Origin of the sequence: Parabacteroides distasonis (assembly GCF_004793765.1) — a bacterium.
In the GTDB taxonomy this organism is placed as follows: Bacteria; Bacteroidota; Bacteroidia; order Bacteroidales; family Tannerellaceae; genus Parabacteroides; species Parabacteroides distasonis_A.
Window position 1 is genome coordinate 49467 of record NZ_SRYM01000008.1, and the last position, 19006, is coordinate 68472.

A 19006-nucleotide genomic window follows, 5' to 3' on the forward strand; every position below is an offset into this window, starting at 1 on the left:
GAATACAATAGTGTTTTTATTCAATTACTAAATCGATCTTTTTCAGTGCCTTATCGTCTGATGAACCTCCATATAGGATTTGGTATTTACCCGGGCGAACCTCCATGGTCTGTGTATTGTCATTGAAAGATTGGAAAGCTTTCGGTTCTAATTGGATGCTAACCGGTTCTTCGCTGCCAGCCTTCACGTTCACACGTTTGAATGCTTTCATCGCTTTTAACGGTCCGGCGGGATCGTTCGGGTTCTTGATGTAGATCTGAGCGACCTCGTCACCATCCATCTTGCCTGTATTGGCGATATCGAAGGAGAGGGTAACCGATTCGTTGGAAGCGATCTTATCTTTTGATAACTTGGCGTTCTTATAATCGAATGTCGTATAGCTCAAGCCGTAACCGAATGGATAAAGCGGAGCCTGCGTCATGTAACGATAGGTACGGCCCTTCATGCTGTAATCTTGGAAGTCCGGAAGCTGATCTACGGATTTATAGAACGTGATCGGCAAGCGTCCGGCCGGATTATAGTCTCCGAATAAAACATCGGCCACAGCTGTTCCACCTTCTTGTCCGCCATACCAAGCGTTCAAGATAGCGTTTACATGATCGTTCTCCCAATTCAACGCCAATGCGCTACCCGTACATACCACGTATACCACAGGCTTCCCGGTGGCTACCAAGGCTTTGATCATCTCCTTCTGTATGGCCGGGATCTCGATATTCGTGCGGTCGCCTTTCCGGAAACCTTCAGCGTCTACCGGCATTTCCTCACCTTCCAGACGTGGAGAGATACCACCTACGAATACGATGACATCTGCGTCTTTAACCTTGCTGGCCGTAGCTTGGAAATCTACGGGTGTGCGTACGCCTACCGTAAAGTTCAGGTCAGCGCTGCCCGTGCGTTGCATATATTCGATCTTCACGGGATATTTCTCACCTTTCTTAGCGTTTAGCGTATAGATCTTTTCTGCTCCATACTCGTTTTCCCATACCTCGGCAACCTTCTCCGTACCGATATACAGACGGAAAGCGTCGTTTCCGGATAGTTTGAACTCGACAGGACCATTTATCGGAGACTCGAACTCACCCGTGAAGCGAGCCGTGAAATTCGTCAGGTTTACGTTCGGGGCAAATTGGGTGTTACCTCCGGTGGTGTAATGAAGCTCTTTCGCCAACCCTTTGTAGACGGGGGTACCCTCGAACTCGGTATTGTTGAAGAATTCGGAGGCGAAACCCTGTCCCGCCGTGGAAGATACGTGGCTACCTAGGTCTGTCACGACAAAATCGGCGGTATGGTTACAACCCAGCTCATAGATAACCTCTGCGTTCGGGACTTTATTGCGGATACCTTCCACGATCGTGACGGTCTTGCTAGGGAAGCCGTTGTAGTTGGCCCATAACATGGTAGAGTCCGCCGCGTTCGGTCCGACTACGGCGATCTTCTTGATATTCTTGTCCAGCGGAAGCGTATTATTCTTGTTCTTCAGCAAAACGATACTTTTACGTGCCATATCCAGTGCCTTGGCGATATGCTCCGGGCTCTCGACTACGCTGTAAGGTATCTTAGAATAAGGAACCCGCTCGTCCGGATCGAACATACCTAGCTCGAAGCGACCTTTCAGCAGGCGGCGTAAGGATACGTCCAGATCTTTCTCCGAGATCTTGCCGTCGGCCAAGGCTTTGTTTAACGCACGGTAGCTACCGCCACATTCTAGGTCGGTACCGTTTAATACGGCGTCGGCGGATGCGCTCTCAGCGTCCGGGTGCGTCTCGTGGCGAGGCGTATTTTTGTCTTTTCTCCAGAAATCATCGATAGCACCGCAGTCGGACAGGATGATATTGCCGTATCCCCAGCTATTACGCAGGATATCGATCAATAATTTGTCGCTGCTACAGCAAGGTTTACCCTCGAAACGGTTGTAGGCGCACATTACCTCTTGTACATCGCCTTCCTTAACTAATGCCTCGAAAGCCGGAAGGTAGGTCTCGTACAAGTCGCGAGGGGTAGCTTCAGCGTTGAATTCGTGGCGGTTCCATTCCGGGCCGCTGTGTACGGCGTAATGCTTGGCGCAAGCGTGTGTCTTATAATAATTAGGATCATCGCCTTGCAATCCGCGGGTTACGGCTACACCCATCTTCTCGGTCAAGTAAGGGTCCTCGCCATAGGTTTCCATACCCCGTCCCCAGCGAGGGTCACGAAAGATATTGATATTCGGGGTCCAGAAAGTAAGACCTTTGTAACGGTCGTACTCCTTGTCTTTCTGGTATTGGTGGTATTTGGCACGGGCCTCGTCGCTGACCATCGTGAAGGTCTCGTGAACGGCGTTATCGTCGAAGGTAGCCGCCATGGCGATCGCTTGCGGGAATACGGTCGCACGTCCGGCACGAGCCACACCGTGAAGAGCCTCGTTCCACCAGTCGTAGGTAGGGATTCCCAAACGCTCGATGGCGGGGGTTACATTCATCATTTGGCCGATCTTCTCTTCCGGTGTCAGCCGGGATAATAGGTCGTCAATACGTTCCTCCAAAGGAAGATCCGGATTCCGGAAAGGGTAATCTTGTTGTTTTTCACTACAAGAGGCGGTGAGTAGGAGGGTGATCACCGCTACTGTCAGTTGTTTCATTTTCATGTTATTAAATTTTAGATATTGTTTATCTTACATTATTACTTATTGTAAACTATTTTGAGATAGATCGTTATCTTTGATATTGCTGATGCAAAACTACGATTTTAGAAGCATTTTTTCAAACAGGAACACTTAAAATAGGTTACTTTTGTGGTTATTCATTTAAAAGCCCTACTTTTGCCGTAACAGATTAAAACACGAAAGAATGATGAAGAAGTATCTATTTTTATTACTGATAGGGGCCGCTAGTCTGACGGCCTGTGGAGACGATGACGATCCCGTTGTTCCGGAATTGAATAAGTTAACGAAAGTTTCTTGTTATAAAGACGGAGCTTCAAGCCCGCTTTTTACCGCGGATATCAATTATACGAGCGATGGCAAGATCTCAAATATAAATTTGGGAGTGGATAAGTTATTGTTCATTTATTCGGATGGTAAATTCTCGGTCACAGGCATTCATTCGGGTGAGGCTATAGAGGAATATACCTTAAGCGGAAATGTAATTACAAGTAAGAGAATCTCTCAAGAGAATCCATACGCCAGCAACGAGACCTATGTAAGCGATGAGTATTCCTATCGTTATTCGGGTTCGAATTGGGTGTTGACTTCTTGGAATGCGCGTTGGCCAAAAGAACTTGGGACGGGATATGAGGAGAGAAGTTATCCAGAGTACGAGAAATATACATGGGAAAATGGCAACGTGATTCTGTATGCCCAATCTTTGGATAGCCGGGAGATGAGGTACGAGTATAGCGTGGTGGAGGCTCCTAAGAACTTCCCTTTGCGAGTGATCGGTTCTTTCTCGCCAGTTGGCTTTGAGTCCGTAACTCCTCTGAACTTGTTATACGGTGTCCAGAACAGGAATCTTCCGATCCGTGCCTATACTTATACGATTCCTAACCAGAGCGAGGTGAAAGCTGAGTACAAATACACCTATACTACCGTGGGGGATTATATAATGGGTATGACTATCGATGAGAATGACGGAGGAACCGTAAGCTCTTATAAATATACTTTCGAGTATAATTTCGTTGTGAAGTAAGGAACTATGCCTTGTTTGGTTTAATTAACATACACATATGCAGCATTTCCGTTCTAAAATGCATTTCTGATTTTATAGAATTAAAATGTTGATTAGTTTGATGGATAAACTTAGAAAGGAAGTATTATGAACGGATTCTTTAATTTTAGGAAATTAGTTGTAGGTGTAATGGCGGCTACTTGTTTTATGGGGTTTCAATCTTGCTTGGATGATGATGACGATTATCCTTACAGTAAAATATTGCCGAATGCGTTGGTGACGGTTAAGCCAGTCGATGATGGTTCATATTTTCTTCAACTGGACGATAGCACGACCTTGTTACCTATCAATATGACCTCTTCTCCCTTCGGACAGAAAGAGGTGAGAGCGTTGGTGAATTTTGACGAGACGAATGAGCCTAGCGGGATTTATAACAAGGCCGTAAATATTAATTGGATCGACAGCATCCTTACAAAACCAATCGCTCCGGATTTGGGGGTGACTAGCAACGATTCGATCTATGGCTCTGACCCTGTGGAGATCGTGAACGATTGGGTTACCATCGCCGAGGATGGATATCTGACACTCCGTTTCAGGACAATCTGGGGAGACCACAATAAGGCTCATTTTGTAAACCTATTGGCTGGCAAGGACCCAGAGAACCCTTATGAAGTAGAGTTCCGCCATAATGCTTACGGCGATATATATGGCACATATGCGGATGGGCTGGTCGCTTTTAAATTGGATAGCCTTCCGGATACGAATGGTAAGACGGTTAAGTTGAAATTGAAATGGAAGTCATTCGATGGTGATAAGTCTGTGGAATTTAATTATTGTTCCCGCAAATCTACTCCGGTAAAAGCATCCATAGCTGCCGAGAGAAGCACCTTAAATTTGAAATAGGTAGGTTTCTGAATAAAATAGGTGTGGGGATTTGGAAGGGAGAAATCTCCATACCTTTTTGAGAGTTCTTTTACTTGTTATTAGGGAAGGACTTTTTTTATGGATAGAAACAAAAAAAGGACTCTGAAAAGAGTCCTTTTTATTTGTGGGCAGTGATGGATTCGAACCACCGAAGGCGAAAGCCAGCTGAGTTACAGTCAGCCCCATTTGGCCACTCTGGTAACTGCCCTTTCTAATACATCCTTCGAGCCTCTTGTCGGATTCGAACCAACGACCCCGAGATTACAAATCACGTGCTCTGGCCAACTGAGCTAAAGAGGCATCTGTTATTCGTTTGCGGGTGCAAAGGTAGTAATAATATCTTACGATGCAATAGCTGGAGGCATTTTTTTTCAAAAGGGAACGAAAAAAGCCGTCTGGGAAAACTCCCGGGCGGCTCTTCTCTACACGTAACTTACATCAAATTAAATCAATATCTCTTACTAACGGTTTCCCAATCGATAATTCCCCATAATGCGTTCAAATGATCCACACGGCGGTTCTGGTAATCCAGATAGTAAGAATGCTCCCATACATCGAATCCCATGATCGGAGTCAATCCCTTAACGACCGGGTTACTACCGTTGGGTTCTTTGGTAATTGAAAGTTTACCGTCTTTATCTTTAGCCAACCATACCCATCCTGAGCCGAACAAGCCTGTACCGGCAGCCACGAACTCTTTCTGGAAGTTCTCGAACGATCCCCACGTAGATTTGATAGCCTCGGCTAGCTTACCCGTAGGCTCGCCACCTCCGTTCGGGGAGAATTGGGTGAAATATAGATTGTGATTCAATACTTGACCGGCATTATTGAAAATGGCTCCGTCAGACTCACGAACGATTTGCTCCAACGGAGCGTTCTCGAATTTCGTGCCCTCAATCAGTTTATTAAGGGTATTTACATAGTTCAATAAATGTTTTCCGTAATGGAAATCAATTGTTTGTTTGCTGATGACTGGTTCTAAACCGTCGTTTGCGTACGGTAGCTGGATTAACTCGAATTTCATAACTTCTTCTTTTTTATCTGTTATTTGACTATTTGTGATCATTAATAATAAACTCAAACATAGTGTAAGCATTGTCTTCTAGTTTTTTATGTTGATTTACTATATAAACAGAGCCGAGGGGATGAAAGTTTTGGGTTCGGTGATAATTTTTAGTGAAAATATGTTTGCGGCTAAAGTTTTATAGGGAAAACTATGCGCTATATATCGCGAAAGTTTCTATTTTTGTGCGCTCTTAAGTTTTTATTAATTAGTAAAACATATTTGTAGATGGTAAAGAAAGTTGGGAATTTAATTCCAAACACCTTTTTTATTACAAAAGGAAGTGGTGAATCAGACTTGGAGAAGCACGCTGGTTCTTACCACATGGCTCTTTATGACGCCGGTATCTCTGATTTCAATATCATGACATATTCGTCAGTGATACCCGCTACGGCACATCTGGCAACCATGGATGAACTAGACCTTCCTCCATTTGGTTCGGAAATGAAAACGATCATGGCTGTATCCCATGGATATCAGGATGAGTTCGTGTCTGCTGGTGTGGTTTACGCATGGATGTATAAGGATGAGAACTTCGACGAGAAGGTTGGTGGTCTTGTGTGTGAGGTCAGCGGACGTTATCGCATCGAGGAACTTGAGTCTCGTCTGATCCGTGTTATCAACGATCTTCACCAGAAGACATATGGGAAGTACTATCTTGGAGAGCTTAACTTTATCACCGAGGGAATCACGATTGAAAAACGCTATGGAACGGCGTTGGCCGCCCTTTGCTTCGTGGATTTTCTTCAGCCGGAAATAGAGGGATAAGTTGTGTTGAGTATTTTTGTGATATTTATAGAGCCGGTTTCTTTCAAGAGCCGGCTTTTTTGTTAACTTTGAACAACAAAAAACATATAAAAATTGTTTTTGTATAAATAAAAAGAAAAGTTAGGTTATTATGAAGTATGTTGGGGCTCACGTGAGTGCGGTCGGTGGGGTTGAGAATGCCCCCGTTAATGCCCATGAGATCGGTGCGAAGGCTTTTGCCCTTTTCACCCGGAATCAGAGGCAATGGAAGTCGCAGCCGTTGAAGGCGGACAGTATCCGTTTATTTAAGGAGCGGTGTGAGGAGTACGGTTACGATCCGGGATGTATCTTGCCGCACGATAGCTATTTGATCAATCTGGGGAACCCGGACGCCGAAGGATTGCGGAAATCCCGTGACGCTTTTTTGGATGAGATGACACGTTGCGAGCAACTGGGACTGAAAATGCTGAATTTCCATCCCGGAAGTCATTTGGGGAAGATGGAGGTGAATGCTTGCCTATCCCGCATCGCCGAGTCGATCAATATCACGTTGGCTCAGACGAGTGGCGTATGTGCCGTGATAGAGAATACGGCGGGGCAAGGCTCGAACTTGGGATATACCTTCGAGCAGATCGCCTATATTATAAATGAGGTAGAGGATAAGAGCCGGGTGGGAGTATGCCTCGATACAGCACATACGCTTGCCGCCGGTTATGATATAAAGACACCGGAGGGGTTTACTGAGACATTCCGTCATTTTGACGAGGTGGTCGGCTTTTCTTATTTAAGGGGTATGCACTTGAACGATTCCAAAAAGGATCTAGGATCACGTGTGGACCGGCACGAGAGTATCGGTAAAGGCTTGATGGGCCTTGATACTTTCCGCATGATCATGACGGATCCTCGTTTCGACAATATGCCCTTAATCCTAGAGACCCCGGACGAGGTGTTTTGGCCGGAGGAGATACAACTTCTATATAAACAATTAAAATCCTGATCATATGTTCATTTTAATGCCTGTCATTTTTGTCTTAGGAATCCTTGCTATTGCCTTGGAGGATAAGATTAAAATCAATAAAGCGGCCATAGCGTTGTTCATGGCTATCTCTATGTGGATGATATTGATGTTCGACGCTTACAATATCTTCGTCGAACGCTCCAGTACGATTTTTCAGGAGTTCTTGACCCAGAATCCGGAGATGGCTAGCTTGCCCCCGCATGAGCAATTTATTAATTTTATATCTAATCGTGCGATTGTTTATCATTTAGGAAACGTCTCCGAGACACTTTTCTTCGTGATGTGTTCCATGTTGATCGTGGATATCGTGGATAAGCATGGTGGTTTCAGGGCCGTTACCGGGTATATCCGTACGCCGAATAAACGTAAACTATTGTGGTATATAAGTTTCGCTACTTTTTTCTTCTCTGCCTTATTGGATAATTTGGCGGCCGCTATCGTGATCATGGCGGTGTTGCGTAAGCTGGTTCCGGATCGTACGGATCGTTTGAAGTATGCCTGTATGGTGATTATAGCGGCGAATGCCGGTGGCTCATGGTCGCCGATTGGTGATGTGACGACCATCTTGCTTTGGGTCGGAAAGAATATCTCGGCGATGCACCAGATCTCTCATGTATTTATCCCCGCTTTGGTTAATATGTTGGTACCGTTGACGATTGCCCATTTTTGGTTGTTCAAGAAAGGATCTGCCTTGCGTGTGCTGAGCGAGGAGGAGCAAGGCGACGAGTACATACCGGAGATACCGAATCGTTCACGCCGGATGATCTTCGTGATCGGCGTGCTTTCCTTGGCGTTGGTGCCTGTCTTCCAGATGGTGACGAACTTGCCGCCGTTCTTGGGCGTCTTGCTGGGATTGGTAATCCTCTGGTTCTATACGGATTTGATGTATAGTAAGCTACATATGCATGAGTCTCAGAAACTCCGTATCTCCCAGCTGTTGCCGAATATCGATTTGGCTACGATCTTCTTTTTCTTGGGGATCTTGATGGCTGTGGGAGCATTGGAGACTTCCGGGCAGTTAGGGATCATGTCCGCTTTCTTGGATAAGCATGTACATGAGCCGTATCTGATCAGCTTCGTGATCGGCGCCTTATCCTCCTGCGTGGACAACGTAGCCTTGGTAGCCGCTACGATGGGTATGTACCCGATCGTGGAGCAGGTGGCCGACTTATCGCCTTACGCCCAGTTCTTCGTATCGGACGGTGGTTTCTGGACCTTCTTGGCTTATTGTGCCGTGACGGGGGGTAGCATCTTGATCATTGGTTCTGCTACGGGCGTTACGGTAATGGGATTAGAGAAGATCGATTTCATGTATTATACGAAACGGTTCTCTATCTTGGCGTTGATCGGCTATTGCTGCGGCGCCGGTGTATATATGCTTTTATTTGCTTAAAACTTTATTTATATGAAGAAGAGTTGGATTTTATTGACTGCTTGCGCCGCCCTGTTATCCGGGGTGGAGGCTATCGCCTGTACCGGTTTGTTGGTAGGCAAGAAGGCTTCGACAGACGGTTCGGTAATGATTAGTTATGCGGCAGATTCGCATTCCTTGTATGGGGAGATGTATCATTGGCCCGCCGCTACATGGCCGAAGGGCGCTATGCTGGAAGTGAAGGAATGGGATACGGGGAAACCACTGGGCAAGATCGCCCAAGTGGAGAAGACCTATTCCGTAGTGGGTAACATGAACGAGTATCAGGTGGCTATCACGGAGAGTACATTCGGCGGACGCCATGAATTGGTGGATACGACGGGTATCATGGATTACGGTAGCTTGATCTACATCGCTTTGCAACGTTCCAAGTCGGCCCGTGAGGCAATCAAGGTCATGACGGACTTAGTAAAGGAATATGGCTATTACAGCAGTGGCGAGACGTTCTCTATCGCCGATAAGAACGAGGCTTGGGTGATGGAGATGATCGGTAAGGGACCGGGCAACAAAGGTGCCGTTTGGGTAGCGATCCGCATCCCGGACGATTGTATCTCGGCGCATGCCAACCAGTCCCGTATCCAGCAGATCCCCTTCGACGACAAAGAGAATTGCATGTATTCGCCGGATGTGGTTTCCTTCGCTCGTGGGAAAGGATATTTCAAGGGAAAGGACGCTGACTTCAGTTTCGCCAAGGCTTATTGCCCGTATGATTTCAGCGCTTTGCGCGGATGCGAGGCTCGTGTATGGTCTTTCTTCCGCAAATATGATACCACGATGGATCAGTATACGGATTTCATCAAAGGTGATCCATCCAAGGAACCGATGCCTCTGTATGTGAAGCCGAATCGTAAGCTTTCCGTTCAAGATGTGCAGAATGGCATGCGCGACCATTACGAGGGAACGGATTTGGATATGACGAAAGATGCCGGTGCCGGTTCGTACAAGGTTCCTTACCGTTGGCGGCCGATGACATTCGAGGTAGATGGGCAGGAATATACGAACGAACGTGCCATAGCGACGCAACAAACGGGCTTCGTGATTGTTCCACAAATGCGTAACTGGTTGCCGGACGCTATCGGTGGTATCTTGTGGTTTGCCGTGGACGACGCTGATATGGCGGTCTTTACTCCGGTATATGGTTCGGTAACGGATGTTCCAGAGTGTTATCGGGTAGGAAACGGTGATTTACTGAACTTTTCTTGGACTTCCGCTTTCTGGATTCATAACTGGGTGGCTAATATGGCTTACCACAAATATAGCTTCATGATTCAGGATATCCGTAAGGTACAGCAGGAGTTGGAGAATGCTTATCAAGAGACTGTACCGGCTATCGATAAGGCGGCTCAGGAGTTGTATGCCAAGGATCCGGCGGAGGCTGTCAAGTTTTTAACGTGGTATAGTACGACTAATTCAGACTCCGCTACCGCCCGCTGGAAGCAATTGGGTGAGTATTTGCTGGTAAAATACATCGATGGAAACGTGAAGAAAGAGGTGAACGGACAGTTCAAGCGCAATCCGTACGGCCAGCCTGCCTCTCCCGATTTTCCCGGATATGACGAGGACTATTACCGCAGCATCGTGAAGAGTGCCGGCGATCGACTGAAAGTAAAATAAATACCAATAAAAATTTAATGTTGAACTAAACGAAAGAAAGCGTATGAAAAAGTTTGTAATGATGCTGATGTTAGCAGTCTTTAGTCTGGGAGCTTATGCGCAGACGCAGCAAGGACAATCTGCCGTGGGATTTAACATCGGTTATGGATTTGATTTGAAGAATGCCACGTTAGGAGTTGATTACCGCTATTGTATCACGGATGCGGTACGTTTGAGCCCGTCTCTTACTTATTTCGTAAAGAATGACAATCACAGCACTTGGGCGATCGACTTGAATGCTCATTATGTAGTGAAGTTAAGTGAGATGTTCGGTTTTTATCCATTAGCGGGGCTTAGTCTGTCCTTTTGGAATTGGGATGCGGGCCATGGCCTTTCTCATAACGAGACTCGTTTGGGAGCCAATATCGGTTTAGGCGGTGAGGTGTATGCTACCGACAATCTTTCGATAGGATTGGAGGTGAAGTATAATATCATCAAGAATTTCGATCAAGCCATGCTGGGTGTTCGTGCAGGATATAGTTTTTGATCCCAATATTGTCACAGCCCCACGGCAGTACTGCCGTGGGGCTACACCAGTACTGCTTCCGGCTCTCGCCGATACTGGTGTAGCCCATTGCCGGTACGGGCGTTTCCTTTATTCCTTCATTCCTTCACCGGCTCCTACACACACCCACACACACGCGTATTACTAATGTACGCATACATGTGTGTGGGTGTGTGTAAAAGGGAGGTGAAGGAATGAAGGAATGAAGGAAATAATCATTTCTTTTTTCTCGATTGCTTACCATCCCAAGTAATCTTCGAATGTGACTTTCTCGAAATTGGGGATTACCTCATATACTTTATCTTTTAAAGATTCCGCTGGATTGGTTGTACTTAATCCGATGACACGCATCCCTGCGTCGTTGCCGGACTGTATGCCGTTGAAAGAATCCTCGAATACGATACAATCCTCGGGAGATACGTCCAGGTCTTTTGCTGCCAATAGATAACACATCGGATCGGGCTTACCTCGCGTGATGCGGTCGGCGGTCACTAGGGTATCGAATAGATTGTCCAGATGCAGAAGCCCGAAAGCCCGTTTCACCTTTGCGTTGTCCGAGCTGGTAACCAAGCCTGTCCGTACGCCCTGCTCCTTCAGCATATGGATGAACTCAATGGAACCGGGCATGGGAGGCAAGGGCATCGTCTTCTCATACTCCGTAGATTCTTTGGTCACCATTTGGCGGAACTCCTCCGTATATCCGGAAAAATACTTCTCTAGAATATATGGTAGGGTCGTACCCTTTATAATATCAGCGAAATTATCAATACCTAAGCCATAACGTTTAGCTGCATCGTTCCAGAATAAATCGTAAATAGGTTCCGTATCTACTACTACGCCGTCAAAATCGAACAAGGCGGTCTTTAGTTGTTTCATATAAATAATCATTTAATATTTATATCGCGAAGATACGTCTATTTTTTATGAAATCAATTATCTTTGTGGACGCACACATTGCTTGATTATATACATTAAAAATAAATAAGACATGAAGACACTAGTAACTTGTACCGCCATGAGCGCCATGCTCTTTTGCGCTTGCGGTGGAAAAAACACAAAAAACTTGGAAGAAACAGCTAAGGTAGAGACAATGGCCGTAGCCACGTCGGCGATCAATCAATTAACCGACCAAGAGAAAGCCGAGGGCTGGGTGCTCCTTTTTGATGGTAAGACAACGAAAGGTTGGCGTGGAGCGCACAAAGACGCTTTCCCTGATCACGGATGGATGGTGAAAGACGGTGAATTAATCGTGCAGAAATCCGATGGTAGCGAGTCTACGAACGGAGGCGATATCGTTACGGAGGGTGAGTATTCCGCCTTTGAGTTCAGCGTGGATTTTAAAATCACCGAAGGGGCTAACAGCGGTATTAAATACTTCGTGACCGAACAAGAGAAGCAAAAAGGCTCCGCTTACGGCTTGGAATTCCAGCTATTGGACGACGCTAAGCATCCGGATGCCAAGCTTTACACGACTTTCCCCGGTAGCCGTACCCTTGGAAGCTTGTATGATCTGAAGAAAAGCGAGAACATCCATTTCAATGGCGTAGGAGAGTGGAATACGGCCGTGGTGAAGGTATTCCCGAACAACCATGTGGAGCATTGGCTGAATGGTGTGAAGGTATTGGAGTACGAGCGTGGCAGCAAGGAGTTCCGCGATTTGGTGAAGGGCAGTAAATACGCAGATCCGTCTTATAGCGCGGGTGGTGCTTTCGGCGAGGCTCTGAAAGGACACATCCTTTTGCAGGATCATGGGGATGAGGTAGCGTTCCGCAATATCAAGGTAAAGGAGTTGAAATGATCGCCTCGTGACTAATTTTTCGTAACAAAAGGGCACCGATTTAAAAAAAGTTGTTACTTTGCGGCGGATTTAGACTACTAACTTTAAAAGATAACAGACAAATACCATGATTTGGAACGAAACTATTGAATGTATGGATCGTGAGGAAATGCGGAAGCTACAGAGCCTACGGTTGAAAAGAGTTGTTGAACATGCTTACCATAACTCCCCGTTTTATCGCAAGAAAATGCAGGAGATGGGCATTACTCCCGACGATATACAGACAATAGATGATATAACGAAATTACCGTTCACGGTAAAACAAGACTTGCGTGATAACTATCCTTTCGGCTTGATGGCCGTGCCGATGTCTGAGATCGTCCGTCTGCATGCCTCTTCCGGTACGACGGGTAAGCCTATCGTAGTGGGATATACCCGTAAGGACTTGGGCATTTGGGCCGAGGTGGTGGCTCGTTGCCTGACCGCCTATGGCTTGACAAAGAACGATTCCGTGCAAGTATCCTACGGTTACGGAATGTTTACCGGAGGCTTGGGTGCCCATGCTGGAGTGGAGAATATCGGTGGTACGGTGATCCCGATGAGTAGCGGTAATACCCAGAAGCAAATCCAGTTGATGCATGACTTCGGGGCGAAGGGTTTGGCTTGTACGCCTTCTTACGCCTTGTATCTGGCGGAAACCATCCACCAGTCCGGTATTCCCTTGGAGGAATTCCAGCTACGTGTCGGAGCGTTCGGTGCCGAGCCTTGGACGGAGAATATGCGTAAGGAATTAGAGACAAAACTAAATATCAAGGCTTACGATATTTATGGCTTGACGGAGATCTGCGGGCCGGGCGTCGGTGGCGAGTGTGAGTGCCAGAACGGTACCCACCTGTGGGAAGACCATTTCTTCCCGGAGATCGTAGACCCGAATACCTTACAACCACTGGAACCGGGACAAGTAGGAGAGTTGGTCTTCACCACGCTTACGAAAGAGGGTATGCCGATGCTTCGTTACCGTACACGTGACTTGACTTCGCTGACTTACGAGAAGTGCGCTTGTGGACGTACGGCGGTTCGTATGGGACGTATTTTAGGTAGAAGTGACGATATGTTGATTATTCGTGGCGTAAATGTTTTCCCGTCTCAGGTAGAATCCGTAATTTTGGAGCTGCCGGAGTTCGAGGCGCATTACTTGATCGTGGTGGATCGTATGAACAATACCGATACCTTCCAGATACAGGTGGAGGTTCGCCAAGAATACTACTCGGACGAGATGAACAAGATGATCGCCTTGAAAAAGAAGATCGCTGCCCGCATGCAGAGCGTGATCGGTTTGCAACCGGATATCAAGATCGTGGAGCCGCGTAGTATCGAACGTAGTATGGGCAAGGCAAAACACGTGATCGATAAACGTAAGTTAGTATAACCTCTAAAAGATTAAGTACTATGTTAATAAAACAATTATCAATCTTTCTGGAAAACAAGAAAGGCCGTTTTACGGAAGTCGCCAAGATATTAGGGGAGGCAGGGGTCAATATGTCCGCTTTCACGGTGGCCGAGAATTCCGATTTCGGTATCCTTCGCCTGATTGTATCCGATACGGAGAAAGCGATCTCCGTGCTTCGTGAAAAGTTATACGCTGTGAGTGTGGCCGACGTGGTATGCTTGCATTGCCCCAACCAGCCGGGGGCTTTGGCAAAGGCGATGGATATCATCACCTCGGCCGGGATCTTCATTGAATATATGTACGCCTTTTCTCAAGGCGACGCCGCTAACGTGATCATTCGTCCTGACGATACCAATAAGTGTGCGGAGGTTTTGAAAGCGAATAAATTGGAATTGATCGCTGCCAGCGATTTATATAAGTTGTAAATATTAACGTTTTGGGTTTCATTTATTCGCCTAAAAGCACTAATTTTGCACGCTAAAAGTATGTGAATGAAAAAGGTTGTATTTTTACTGATGATGATGGCAGTACTATTATCCTCTTGTGGAGAGTATAATAAGATACTGAAGAGCACGGATTACGAATTGAAATATTCGTATGCGAAGAAATACTTCAATGCGAAGCAATACTCGAAATCCGCTACTCTGCTGGATGAACTGGTTACAATCTTTAAAGGAACAGCTTATGCCGAGGAGTCTTTGTACTTGTTGGCGCAAAGCTATTACGGTCAGAAAGATTATCAGACGGCTTCGCAATACTTCGAGACTTATTATACGACCTATCCGAAAGGGGAGTTTACGGAACTATCCCGTTTCTATTCCGGTTATGGCTTGTATCTGGACTCTCCGGATCCCCGGTTAGACCAGTCGCAGACGTATAAGGCGATCGAGCAGTTGCAACTTTATTTGGAGTATTATCCGCAAAGCGAACGGGCCGAGGAAGCGCAGAACATCATGTTCGAGCTTCAAGAGAAGTTGGCTTACAAGGAATTGATGGCCACCCGTTTGTATTTCAATCTGGGTACCTATATGGGTAATAACTTCCAGTCTTGCGTGATTACGGCGCAGAACGCCTTGAAAAATTACCCGTATTCCAAGTATCGTGAGGAATTCATGTTCCTTATCATCCGTGCGAAGTACGAGTTGGCGTTAGTATCCGTAGAGGAGAAGTTGCAGGGCCGTTACCGGGATGTGGTTGACGAGTATTACAACTACATGAACGAGTATCCGGAAGGTAACTACGTAAAGCAGGTAACGAAGTTCTACGACTATGCCAGCAAGCGAATTACAGATGCATATTAAGCGAATTTAATCAATAAAACGAAAATGGATTACAGAAAATCAAACGCTCCTACCAATACGGTGACCCGTGACATGATGAAGTTAAGTGAAGAAACGGGCAACGTATATGAGACAGTCGCTATCATTTCAAAACGGGCGAATCAGATTAGTGTTGAGATGAAACAAGATCTGGAAAAGAAACTTCAAGAGTTCGCTTCTTACAATGACAACTTGGAGGAAGTCTTTGAAAACCGTGAGCAGATCGAGATTTCACGCTACTATGAGAAACTTCCGAAATCGACGTTAATCGCCGCCCAAGAGTATGAGGATGGCAAGGTTTATTACAAGAATCCTGCTAAAGAGAAGAATAACTTCTAAGAAGAAATATTTTTGAACATCGGAAAGGCTGACCCTCAAATGAGTCGGCCTTTCCATTTAAAACGAACTAATTACCATGTTACAAAGAATACAAACTGTTTATCTGCTAATTATCGTGGCGCTTACGGTCGCTACCTTATTCTTGCCGTTGGCCGTATTGCAACAAGGAGACGCCCTCTTCTCGTTCGATGCTAGCGGATTGAGCACGATGATCGGTGAGCCGGAATTATTATATCCGGCGTGGGGCTTATTTGCCTTGACCGCTATCATCGCTATCATTGCTTTGGTGACGATTTTCTTATATAAGAAAAGAATCCTGCAAATCCGTCTTTGCGTGTTCAACGCATTGCTGATATTGGGTTTTTATGGTTTCTTCGCCTTCTTGATCTATTCCTTGAAGGGGGATATGGAAGGTGCCAGCGTAAGTGTTAAGATCGCTCTTTCTTTCCCGCTGGTCAATCTGATCTTGGATTATTTGGCGATCCGTAATATCGGGGCCGATGAGGCGCTGGTACGTTCTTTGGATCGTTTGCGTTAAGGCTTTTCAGATAAATCATTTGGTATATCCGTTGCTTATCATGAAGAAGACTCAGCTTATCCCCATCGCTTTATTGTCGGTATCGGCGGTAGCGAACGCCCAGAATGCCAGTCGTCCCCCGAATATCATCCTGTTCTTGGTGGATGATATGGGATGGGAGGATACCTCCTTGCCTTTCTGGACTCAAAAGACGCATTATAATGAAGTATATGAGACCCCGAATATGGAACGATTGGCGAATGGGGGCATGATGTTTACCCAAGCCTACGCTAGCAGTATCAGTTCGCCTACCCGTTGCAGTTTGATCACGGGGACGAACGCCGCCCGTCACCGGGTTACGAACTGGACACTTTTTAAGGATAAGACGACTGACCGGGAGAGTGGTGCGCTTACCTTGCCGGATTGGAATTATAACGGCGTGGCTCAAGTGGGCGGGACGAATAATACGTTTGTGGGTACTTCATTCGTGCAGATATTGAAGAATAACGGATATCATACGATTCATTGTGGCAAGGCGCACTTCGGGGCGATCGATACCCCAGGGGAGGACCCGCATCATTGGGGATTCGAGGTCAATATAGCCGGGCATGCCGCCGGAGGTCTTGCCAGTTACCTCGGTGAGAATAATTACGGGCATACCAAGGATGGTAAACCTTACGCCCCGAACGCTATCCCCGGATTGGAAAAGTATTGGGGAAGCGATACCTTCGCGACGGAGGCTCTGACGCAGGAGGCGATCAAGGCGTTGGACAAGGCTAAGAAATATAACCAGCCGTTTTACCTATATATGTCACATTATGCGATCCATATCCCGATTGATAAGGACATGCGTTTCTACCAGAAATATATCGATAAGGGGTTAACGGCTAAAGAGGCGGCTTACGCTACCTTGATTGAGGGTATGGATAAGAGCTTGGGCGATTTGATGGACTGGCTGGAGGAGAATGGCGAGGTGGATAACACGATCGTGATCTTCATGAGCGATAACGGTGGTCTTTCTAGTGATCCCGGATGGCGTGATGGCGAGATCCATACGCAAAACTATCCCTTGAATAGCGGTAAAGGCTCCGCCTATGAGGGAGGAATCCGTGAGCCGATGATCGTGCGTTGGCCGGGTGTGGTGAAGCCGGGAAGCAAATGTGATAAATACTTGATTATCGAGGATTTTTATCCAACTATCTTGGAGATGGCAGGCATAAAGGAGTATAAGACCGTACAGCCGATAGATGGCGTCAGTTTCATGCCTTTATTAAAAGGTACGGGAGATCCTTCCATGGGACGTAGCTTATTCTGGAACTGCCCGAATATATGGGGTAATGACGGGCCGGGAATCGGTCCGACTTGCTCGGTTCGTAATGGAGACTGGAAACTGATCTATTATTACGAGACGGGGAAGAAGGAATTGTTTGATATCCCGGAGGATATAGGGGAACGTAATAACGTGGCAAGGCAGCATCCCGATATCGTAAAGCGTCTATCCGGGGAGTTGGGTACGTATTTACGGAAAGTAGACGGGCAACGTCCGTCGTTTAAGGTGACAGGTAAACCGGTTCCTTGGCCGGATGAGATATAATAATTAAAAAAGAAAGAGCGTATGGAGTTTTACAAAGCGGAAGAGAATCGCTATGCGGATATGATATATCGGCGGTGCGGACGGAGCGGTATCTTATTGCCGGCTGTTTCCTTGGGATTGTGGCACAACTTTGGTAGTGTGGACGTGTTCAGTAATTTTATCCAGATCGCTCACGCCGCATTCGATCATGGCGTGACTCATTTCGACTTGGCGAATAATTATGGCCCGGCCTACGGATCGGCGGAGGAGAATTTCGGCCGGATATTGAAGAAGGGCTTGGGCGCTTATCGGGATGAGATGATTATCTCTACGAAGGCGGGCTACGATATGTGGCCGGGACCGTATGGGAACTGGGGAAGCCGTAAATATTTAATGGCTAGCTTGGATCAGAGCTTGAAACGGATGGGACTGGAATACGTGGATATCTTTTACTCCCATCGTCCGGACCCGGAGACTCCGGTCGAGGAGACGATGGGGGCTTTAGCTGATATCGTCCGACAAGGAAAGGCCTTGTATGTAGGTATCTCCAACTATGACGCGGACCAGACCCGTAAGGCCTTGGCCGTACTGAAAGAACATAAGGTGCCTTGCTTGATTCACCAAGCCCGCTATTCGATGTTCGATCGTTGGACGGAGCCGGATTTATTGCCTGTATTGAAGGAAGAGGGTGTGGGTATGATAGCGTTCTCGCCGTTGGCGCAAGGCTTGCTTACGGATAAGTATTTGCGTGGAATTCCGGAGAATTCCCGTGCGGCGAAATCGACCGGTCATTTGCAGACCTCTCAAGTTACCCCGGAGGTCGTGGAAAAGGCCCGTAAGCTAAACGAGGTAGCTGCCCGCCGCGGACAGACCTTGGCGGAGATGGCGCTCGCTTGGTTATTGAAGGACGAACGGGTAACTAGCGTATTAATTGGTGCTAGCTCAGTCGCTCAATTAATGGATAACCTGAAGGCGTTAGATAATGTCTCTTTCTCCGGGGAAGAATTGCAGGAGATAGAGAACATCTTAATATAACGTGAATCGTATC

The 19006-nt window shown here is 46.6% G+C and carries 18 protein-coding genes and 2 tRNA genes; 15 read left to right on the forward strand and 5 right to left on the reverse strand.

The window, feature by feature from the left end; all coding sequences use genetic code 11:
• Positions 1-16: 16 nt before the first annotated feature.
• Entirely contained in the window at positions 17-2623 is a 2607-nt protein-coding gene (gene xyl3A / locus E5342_RS04430; RefSeq protein WP_121734638.1) for a xylan 1,4-beta-xylosidase, read from the reverse strand.
• A gap of 205 nt (positions 2624-2828) precedes the next feature.
• On the opposite strand from xyl3A, the gene E5342_RS04435 reads away from it, so the two are divergent.
• Together E5342_RS04435 and E5342_RS04440 are read left to right on the forward strand one after the other, a co-directional pair.
• Complete coding sequence (locus E5342_RS04435; protein WP_135958918.1) at positions 2829-3662, forward strand: DUF5032 domain-containing protein; 834 nt, start codon at positions 2829-2831, stop codon at positions 3660-3662.
• Between the two features lie 126 nt (positions 3663-3788).
• Entirely contained in the window at positions 3789-4544 is a 756-nt protein-coding gene (locus E5342_RS04440) for a NigD-like protein (RefSeq protein ID WP_135958898.1), read from the forward strand.
• Between the two features lie 146 nt (positions 4545-4690).
• On the opposite strand, the gene E5342_RS04445 is transcribed toward E5342_RS04440, so the two are convergent.
• The 3 genes from E5342_RS04445 to E5342_RS04455 form a co-directional block, all read right to left on the reverse strand.
• Positions 4691-4773: transfer RNA gene (locus E5342_RS04445), tRNA-Tyr, on the reverse strand.
• A gap of 18 nt (positions 4774-4791) precedes the next feature.
• Positions 4792-4865 (reverse strand) — tRNA-Thr (locus E5342_RS04450).
• A gap of 148 nt (positions 4866-5013) precedes the next feature.
• Positions 5014-5661 carry a superoxide dismutase gene (locus E5342_RS04455; protein ID WP_135958899.1) on the reverse strand — a complete coding sequence of 216 codons (648 nt, stop codon included), beginning with the start codon at positions 5659-5661 and terminating at the stop codon, positions 5014-5016.
• 195 nt (positions 5662-5856) lie between these two features.
• On the opposite strand from E5342_RS04455, the gene E5342_RS04460 reads away from it, so the two are divergent.
• The 5 genes from E5342_RS04460 (at position 5857) to E5342_RS04480 (ending at position 10965) form a co-directional block, all read left to right on the forward strand.
• Positions 5857-6396: a pyruvoyl-dependent arginine decarboxylase gene (locus E5342_RS04460; RefSeq protein ID WP_121734634.1), complete on the forward strand. Its 540-nt coding sequence runs from the start codon at positions 5857-5859 to the stop codon at positions 6394-6396.
• A gap of 130 nt (positions 6397-6526) precedes the next feature.
• The gene (nfo, locus tag E5342_RS04465) at positions 6527-7372 is read left to right on the forward strand and encodes a deoxyribonuclease IV (protein ID WP_121734633.1); all 846 of its coding nucleotides are present in this window, start codon (positions 6527-6529) and stop codon (positions 7370-7372) included.
• Between the two features lie 4 nt (positions 7373-7376).
• Positions 7377-8786 (forward strand): sodium:proton antiporter NhaD, encoded by a 1410-nt coding sequence (gene nhaD / locus E5342_RS04470; RefSeq protein ID WP_121734632.1) that lies wholly within the window; start codon positions 7377-7379, stop codon positions 8784-8786.
• A gap of 12 nt (positions 8787-8798) precedes the next feature.
• Positions 8799-10439 (forward strand): dipeptidase, encoded by a 1641-nt coding sequence (locus tag E5342_RS04475; protein ID WP_121734631.1) that lies wholly within the window; start codon positions 8799-8801, stop codon positions 10437-10439.
• 43 nt (positions 10440-10482) lie between these two features.
• Positions 10483-10965 (forward strand): porin family protein, encoded by a 483-nt coding sequence (locus E5342_RS04480; RefSeq protein WP_121734630.1) that lies wholly within the window; start codon positions 10483-10485, stop codon positions 10963-10965.
• Positions 10966-11220: 255 nt separating this feature from the next.
• Here E5342_RS04480 and E5342_RS04485 read toward each other — a convergent pair whose 3' ends face one another.
• Complete coding sequence (locus tag E5342_RS04485) at positions 11221-11859, reverse strand: HAD family hydrolase (RefSeq protein WP_246867059.1); 639 nt, start codon at positions 11857-11859, stop codon at positions 11221-11223.
• A 112-nt stretch (positions 11860-11971) separates the two neighbouring features.
• On the opposite strand from E5342_RS04485, the gene E5342_RS04490 reads away from it, so the two are divergent.
• From E5342_RS04490 to mgrA, 8 genes are all read left to right on the forward strand, one after another.
• Positions 11972-12781: a 3-keto-disaccharide hydrolase gene (locus E5342_RS04490; protein ID WP_121734628.1), complete on the forward strand. Its 810-nt coding sequence runs from the start codon at positions 11972-11974 to the stop codon at positions 12779-12781.
• 106 nt (positions 12782-12887) lie between these two features.
• On the forward strand, positions 12888-14189 hold the full coding sequence (locus E5342_RS04495; RefSeq protein ID WP_121734627.1) for a phenylacetate--CoA ligase family protein: 1302 nt from the start codon (positions 12888-12890) through the stop codon (positions 14187-14189).
• Positions 14190-14209: 20 nt separating this feature from the next.
• Positions 14210-14635 (forward strand): amino acid-binding protein, encoded by a 426-nt coding sequence (locus tag E5342_RS04500; protein WP_121734626.1) that lies wholly within the window; start codon positions 14210-14212, stop codon positions 14633-14635.
• A 66-nt stretch (positions 14636-14701) separates the two neighbouring features.
• Positions 14702-15511: an outer membrane protein assembly factor BamD gene (locus E5342_RS04505; RefSeq protein ID WP_121734625.1), complete on the forward strand. Its 810-nt coding sequence runs from the start codon at positions 14702-14704 to the stop codon at positions 15509-15511.
• 24 nt (positions 15512-15535) lie between these two features.
• Positions 15536-15868 carry a DNA-directed RNA polymerase subunit omega gene (locus E5342_RS04510; RefSeq protein WP_005856752.1) on the forward strand — a complete coding sequence of 111 codons (333 nt, stop codon included), beginning with the start codon at positions 15536-15538 and terminating at the stop codon, positions 15866-15868.
• Between the two features lie 76 nt (positions 15869-15944).
• On the forward strand, positions 15945-16406 hold the full coding sequence (locus tag E5342_RS04515) for a DUF4293 domain-containing protein (RefSeq protein WP_005862150.1): 462 nt from the start codon (positions 15945-15947) through the stop codon (positions 16404-16406).
• A gap of 40 nt (positions 16407-16446) precedes the next feature.
• The gene (locus E5342_RS04520) at positions 16447-17979 is read left to right on the forward strand and encodes a sulfatase (RefSeq protein ID WP_135958901.1); all 1533 of its coding nucleotides are present in this window, start codon (positions 16447-16449) and stop codon (positions 17977-17979) included.
• 21 nt (positions 17980-18000) lie between these two features.
• The gene (mgrA, locus tag E5342_RS04525; RefSeq protein ID WP_121734624.1) at positions 18001-18993 is read left to right on the forward strand and encodes an L-glyceraldehyde 3-phosphate reductase; all 993 of its coding nucleotides are present in this window, start codon (positions 18001-18003) and stop codon (positions 18991-18993) included.
• Positions 18994-19006 lie beyond the last annotated feature (13 nt).

Coding starts and splice junctions, on each gene's coding strand:
- E5342_RS04505 (WP_121734625.1), top strand. CDS start 14,702: ATGAAAAAGGTTGTATTTTTACTGATGATGATGGCAGTACTATTATCC.
- E5342_RS04500 (WP_121734626.1), top strand. CDS start 14,210: ATGTTAATAAAACAATTATCAATCTTTCTGGAAAACAAGAAAGGCCGT.
- nfo (WP_121734633.1), top strand. CDS start 6,527: ATGAAGTATGTTGGGGCTCACGTGAGTGCGGTCGGTGGGGTTGAGAAT.
- mgrA (WP_121734624.1), top strand. CDS start 18,001: ATGGAGTTTTACAAAGCGGAAGAGAATCGCTATGCGGATATGATATAT.
- E5342_RS04495 (WP_121734627.1), top strand. CDS start 12,888: ATGATTTGGAACGAAACTATTGAATGTATGGATCGTGAGGAAATGCGG.
- E5342_RS04480 (WP_121734630.1), top strand. CDS start 10,483: ATGAAAAAGTTTGTAATGATGCTGATGTTAGCAGTCTTTAGTCTGGGA.
- xyl3A (WP_121734638.1), bottom strand. CDS start 2,623: ATGAAAATGAAACAACTGACAGTAGCGGTGATCACCCTCCTACTCACC.
- E5342_RS04520 (WP_135958901.1), top strand. CDS start 16,447: ATGAAGAAGACTCAGCTTATCCCCATCGCTTTATTGTCGGTATCGGCG.
- E5342_RS04475 (WP_121734631.1), top strand. CDS start 8,799: ATGAAGAAGAGTTGGATTTTATTGACTGCTTGCGCCGCCCTGTTATCC.
- E5342_RS04510 (WP_005856752.1), top strand. CDS start 15,536: ATGGATTACAGAAAATCAAACGCTCCTACCAATACGGTGACCCGTGAC.
- E5342_RS04440 (WP_135958898.1), top strand. CDS start 3,789: ATGAACGGATTCTTTAATTTTAGGAAATTAGTTGTAGGTGTAATGGCG.
- E5342_RS04455 (WP_135958899.1), bottom strand. CDS start 5,661: ATGCTTACACTATGTTTGAGTTTATTATTAATGATCACAAATAGTCAA.
- E5342_RS04460 (WP_121734634.1), top strand. CDS start 5,857: ATGGTAAAGAAAGTTGGGAATTTAATTCCAAACACCTTTTTTATTACA.
- nhaD (WP_121734632.1), top strand. CDS start 7,377: ATGTTCATTTTAATGCCTGTCATTTTTGTCTTAGGAATCCTTGCTATT.
- E5342_RS04485 (WP_246867059.1), bottom strand. CDS start 11,859: ATGAAACAACTAAAGACCGCCTTGTTCGATTTTGACGGCGTAGTAGTA.
- E5342_RS04515 (WP_005862150.1), top strand. CDS start 15,945: ATGTTACAAAGAATACAAACTGTTTATCTGCTAATTATCGTGGCGCTT.
- E5342_RS04490 (WP_121734628.1), top strand. CDS start 11,972: ATGAAGACACTAGTAACTTGTACCGCCATGAGCGCCATGCTCTTTTGC.
- E5342_RS04435 (WP_135958918.1), top strand. CDS start 2,829: ATGAAGAAGTATCTATTTTTATTACTGATAGGGGCCGCTAGTCTGACG.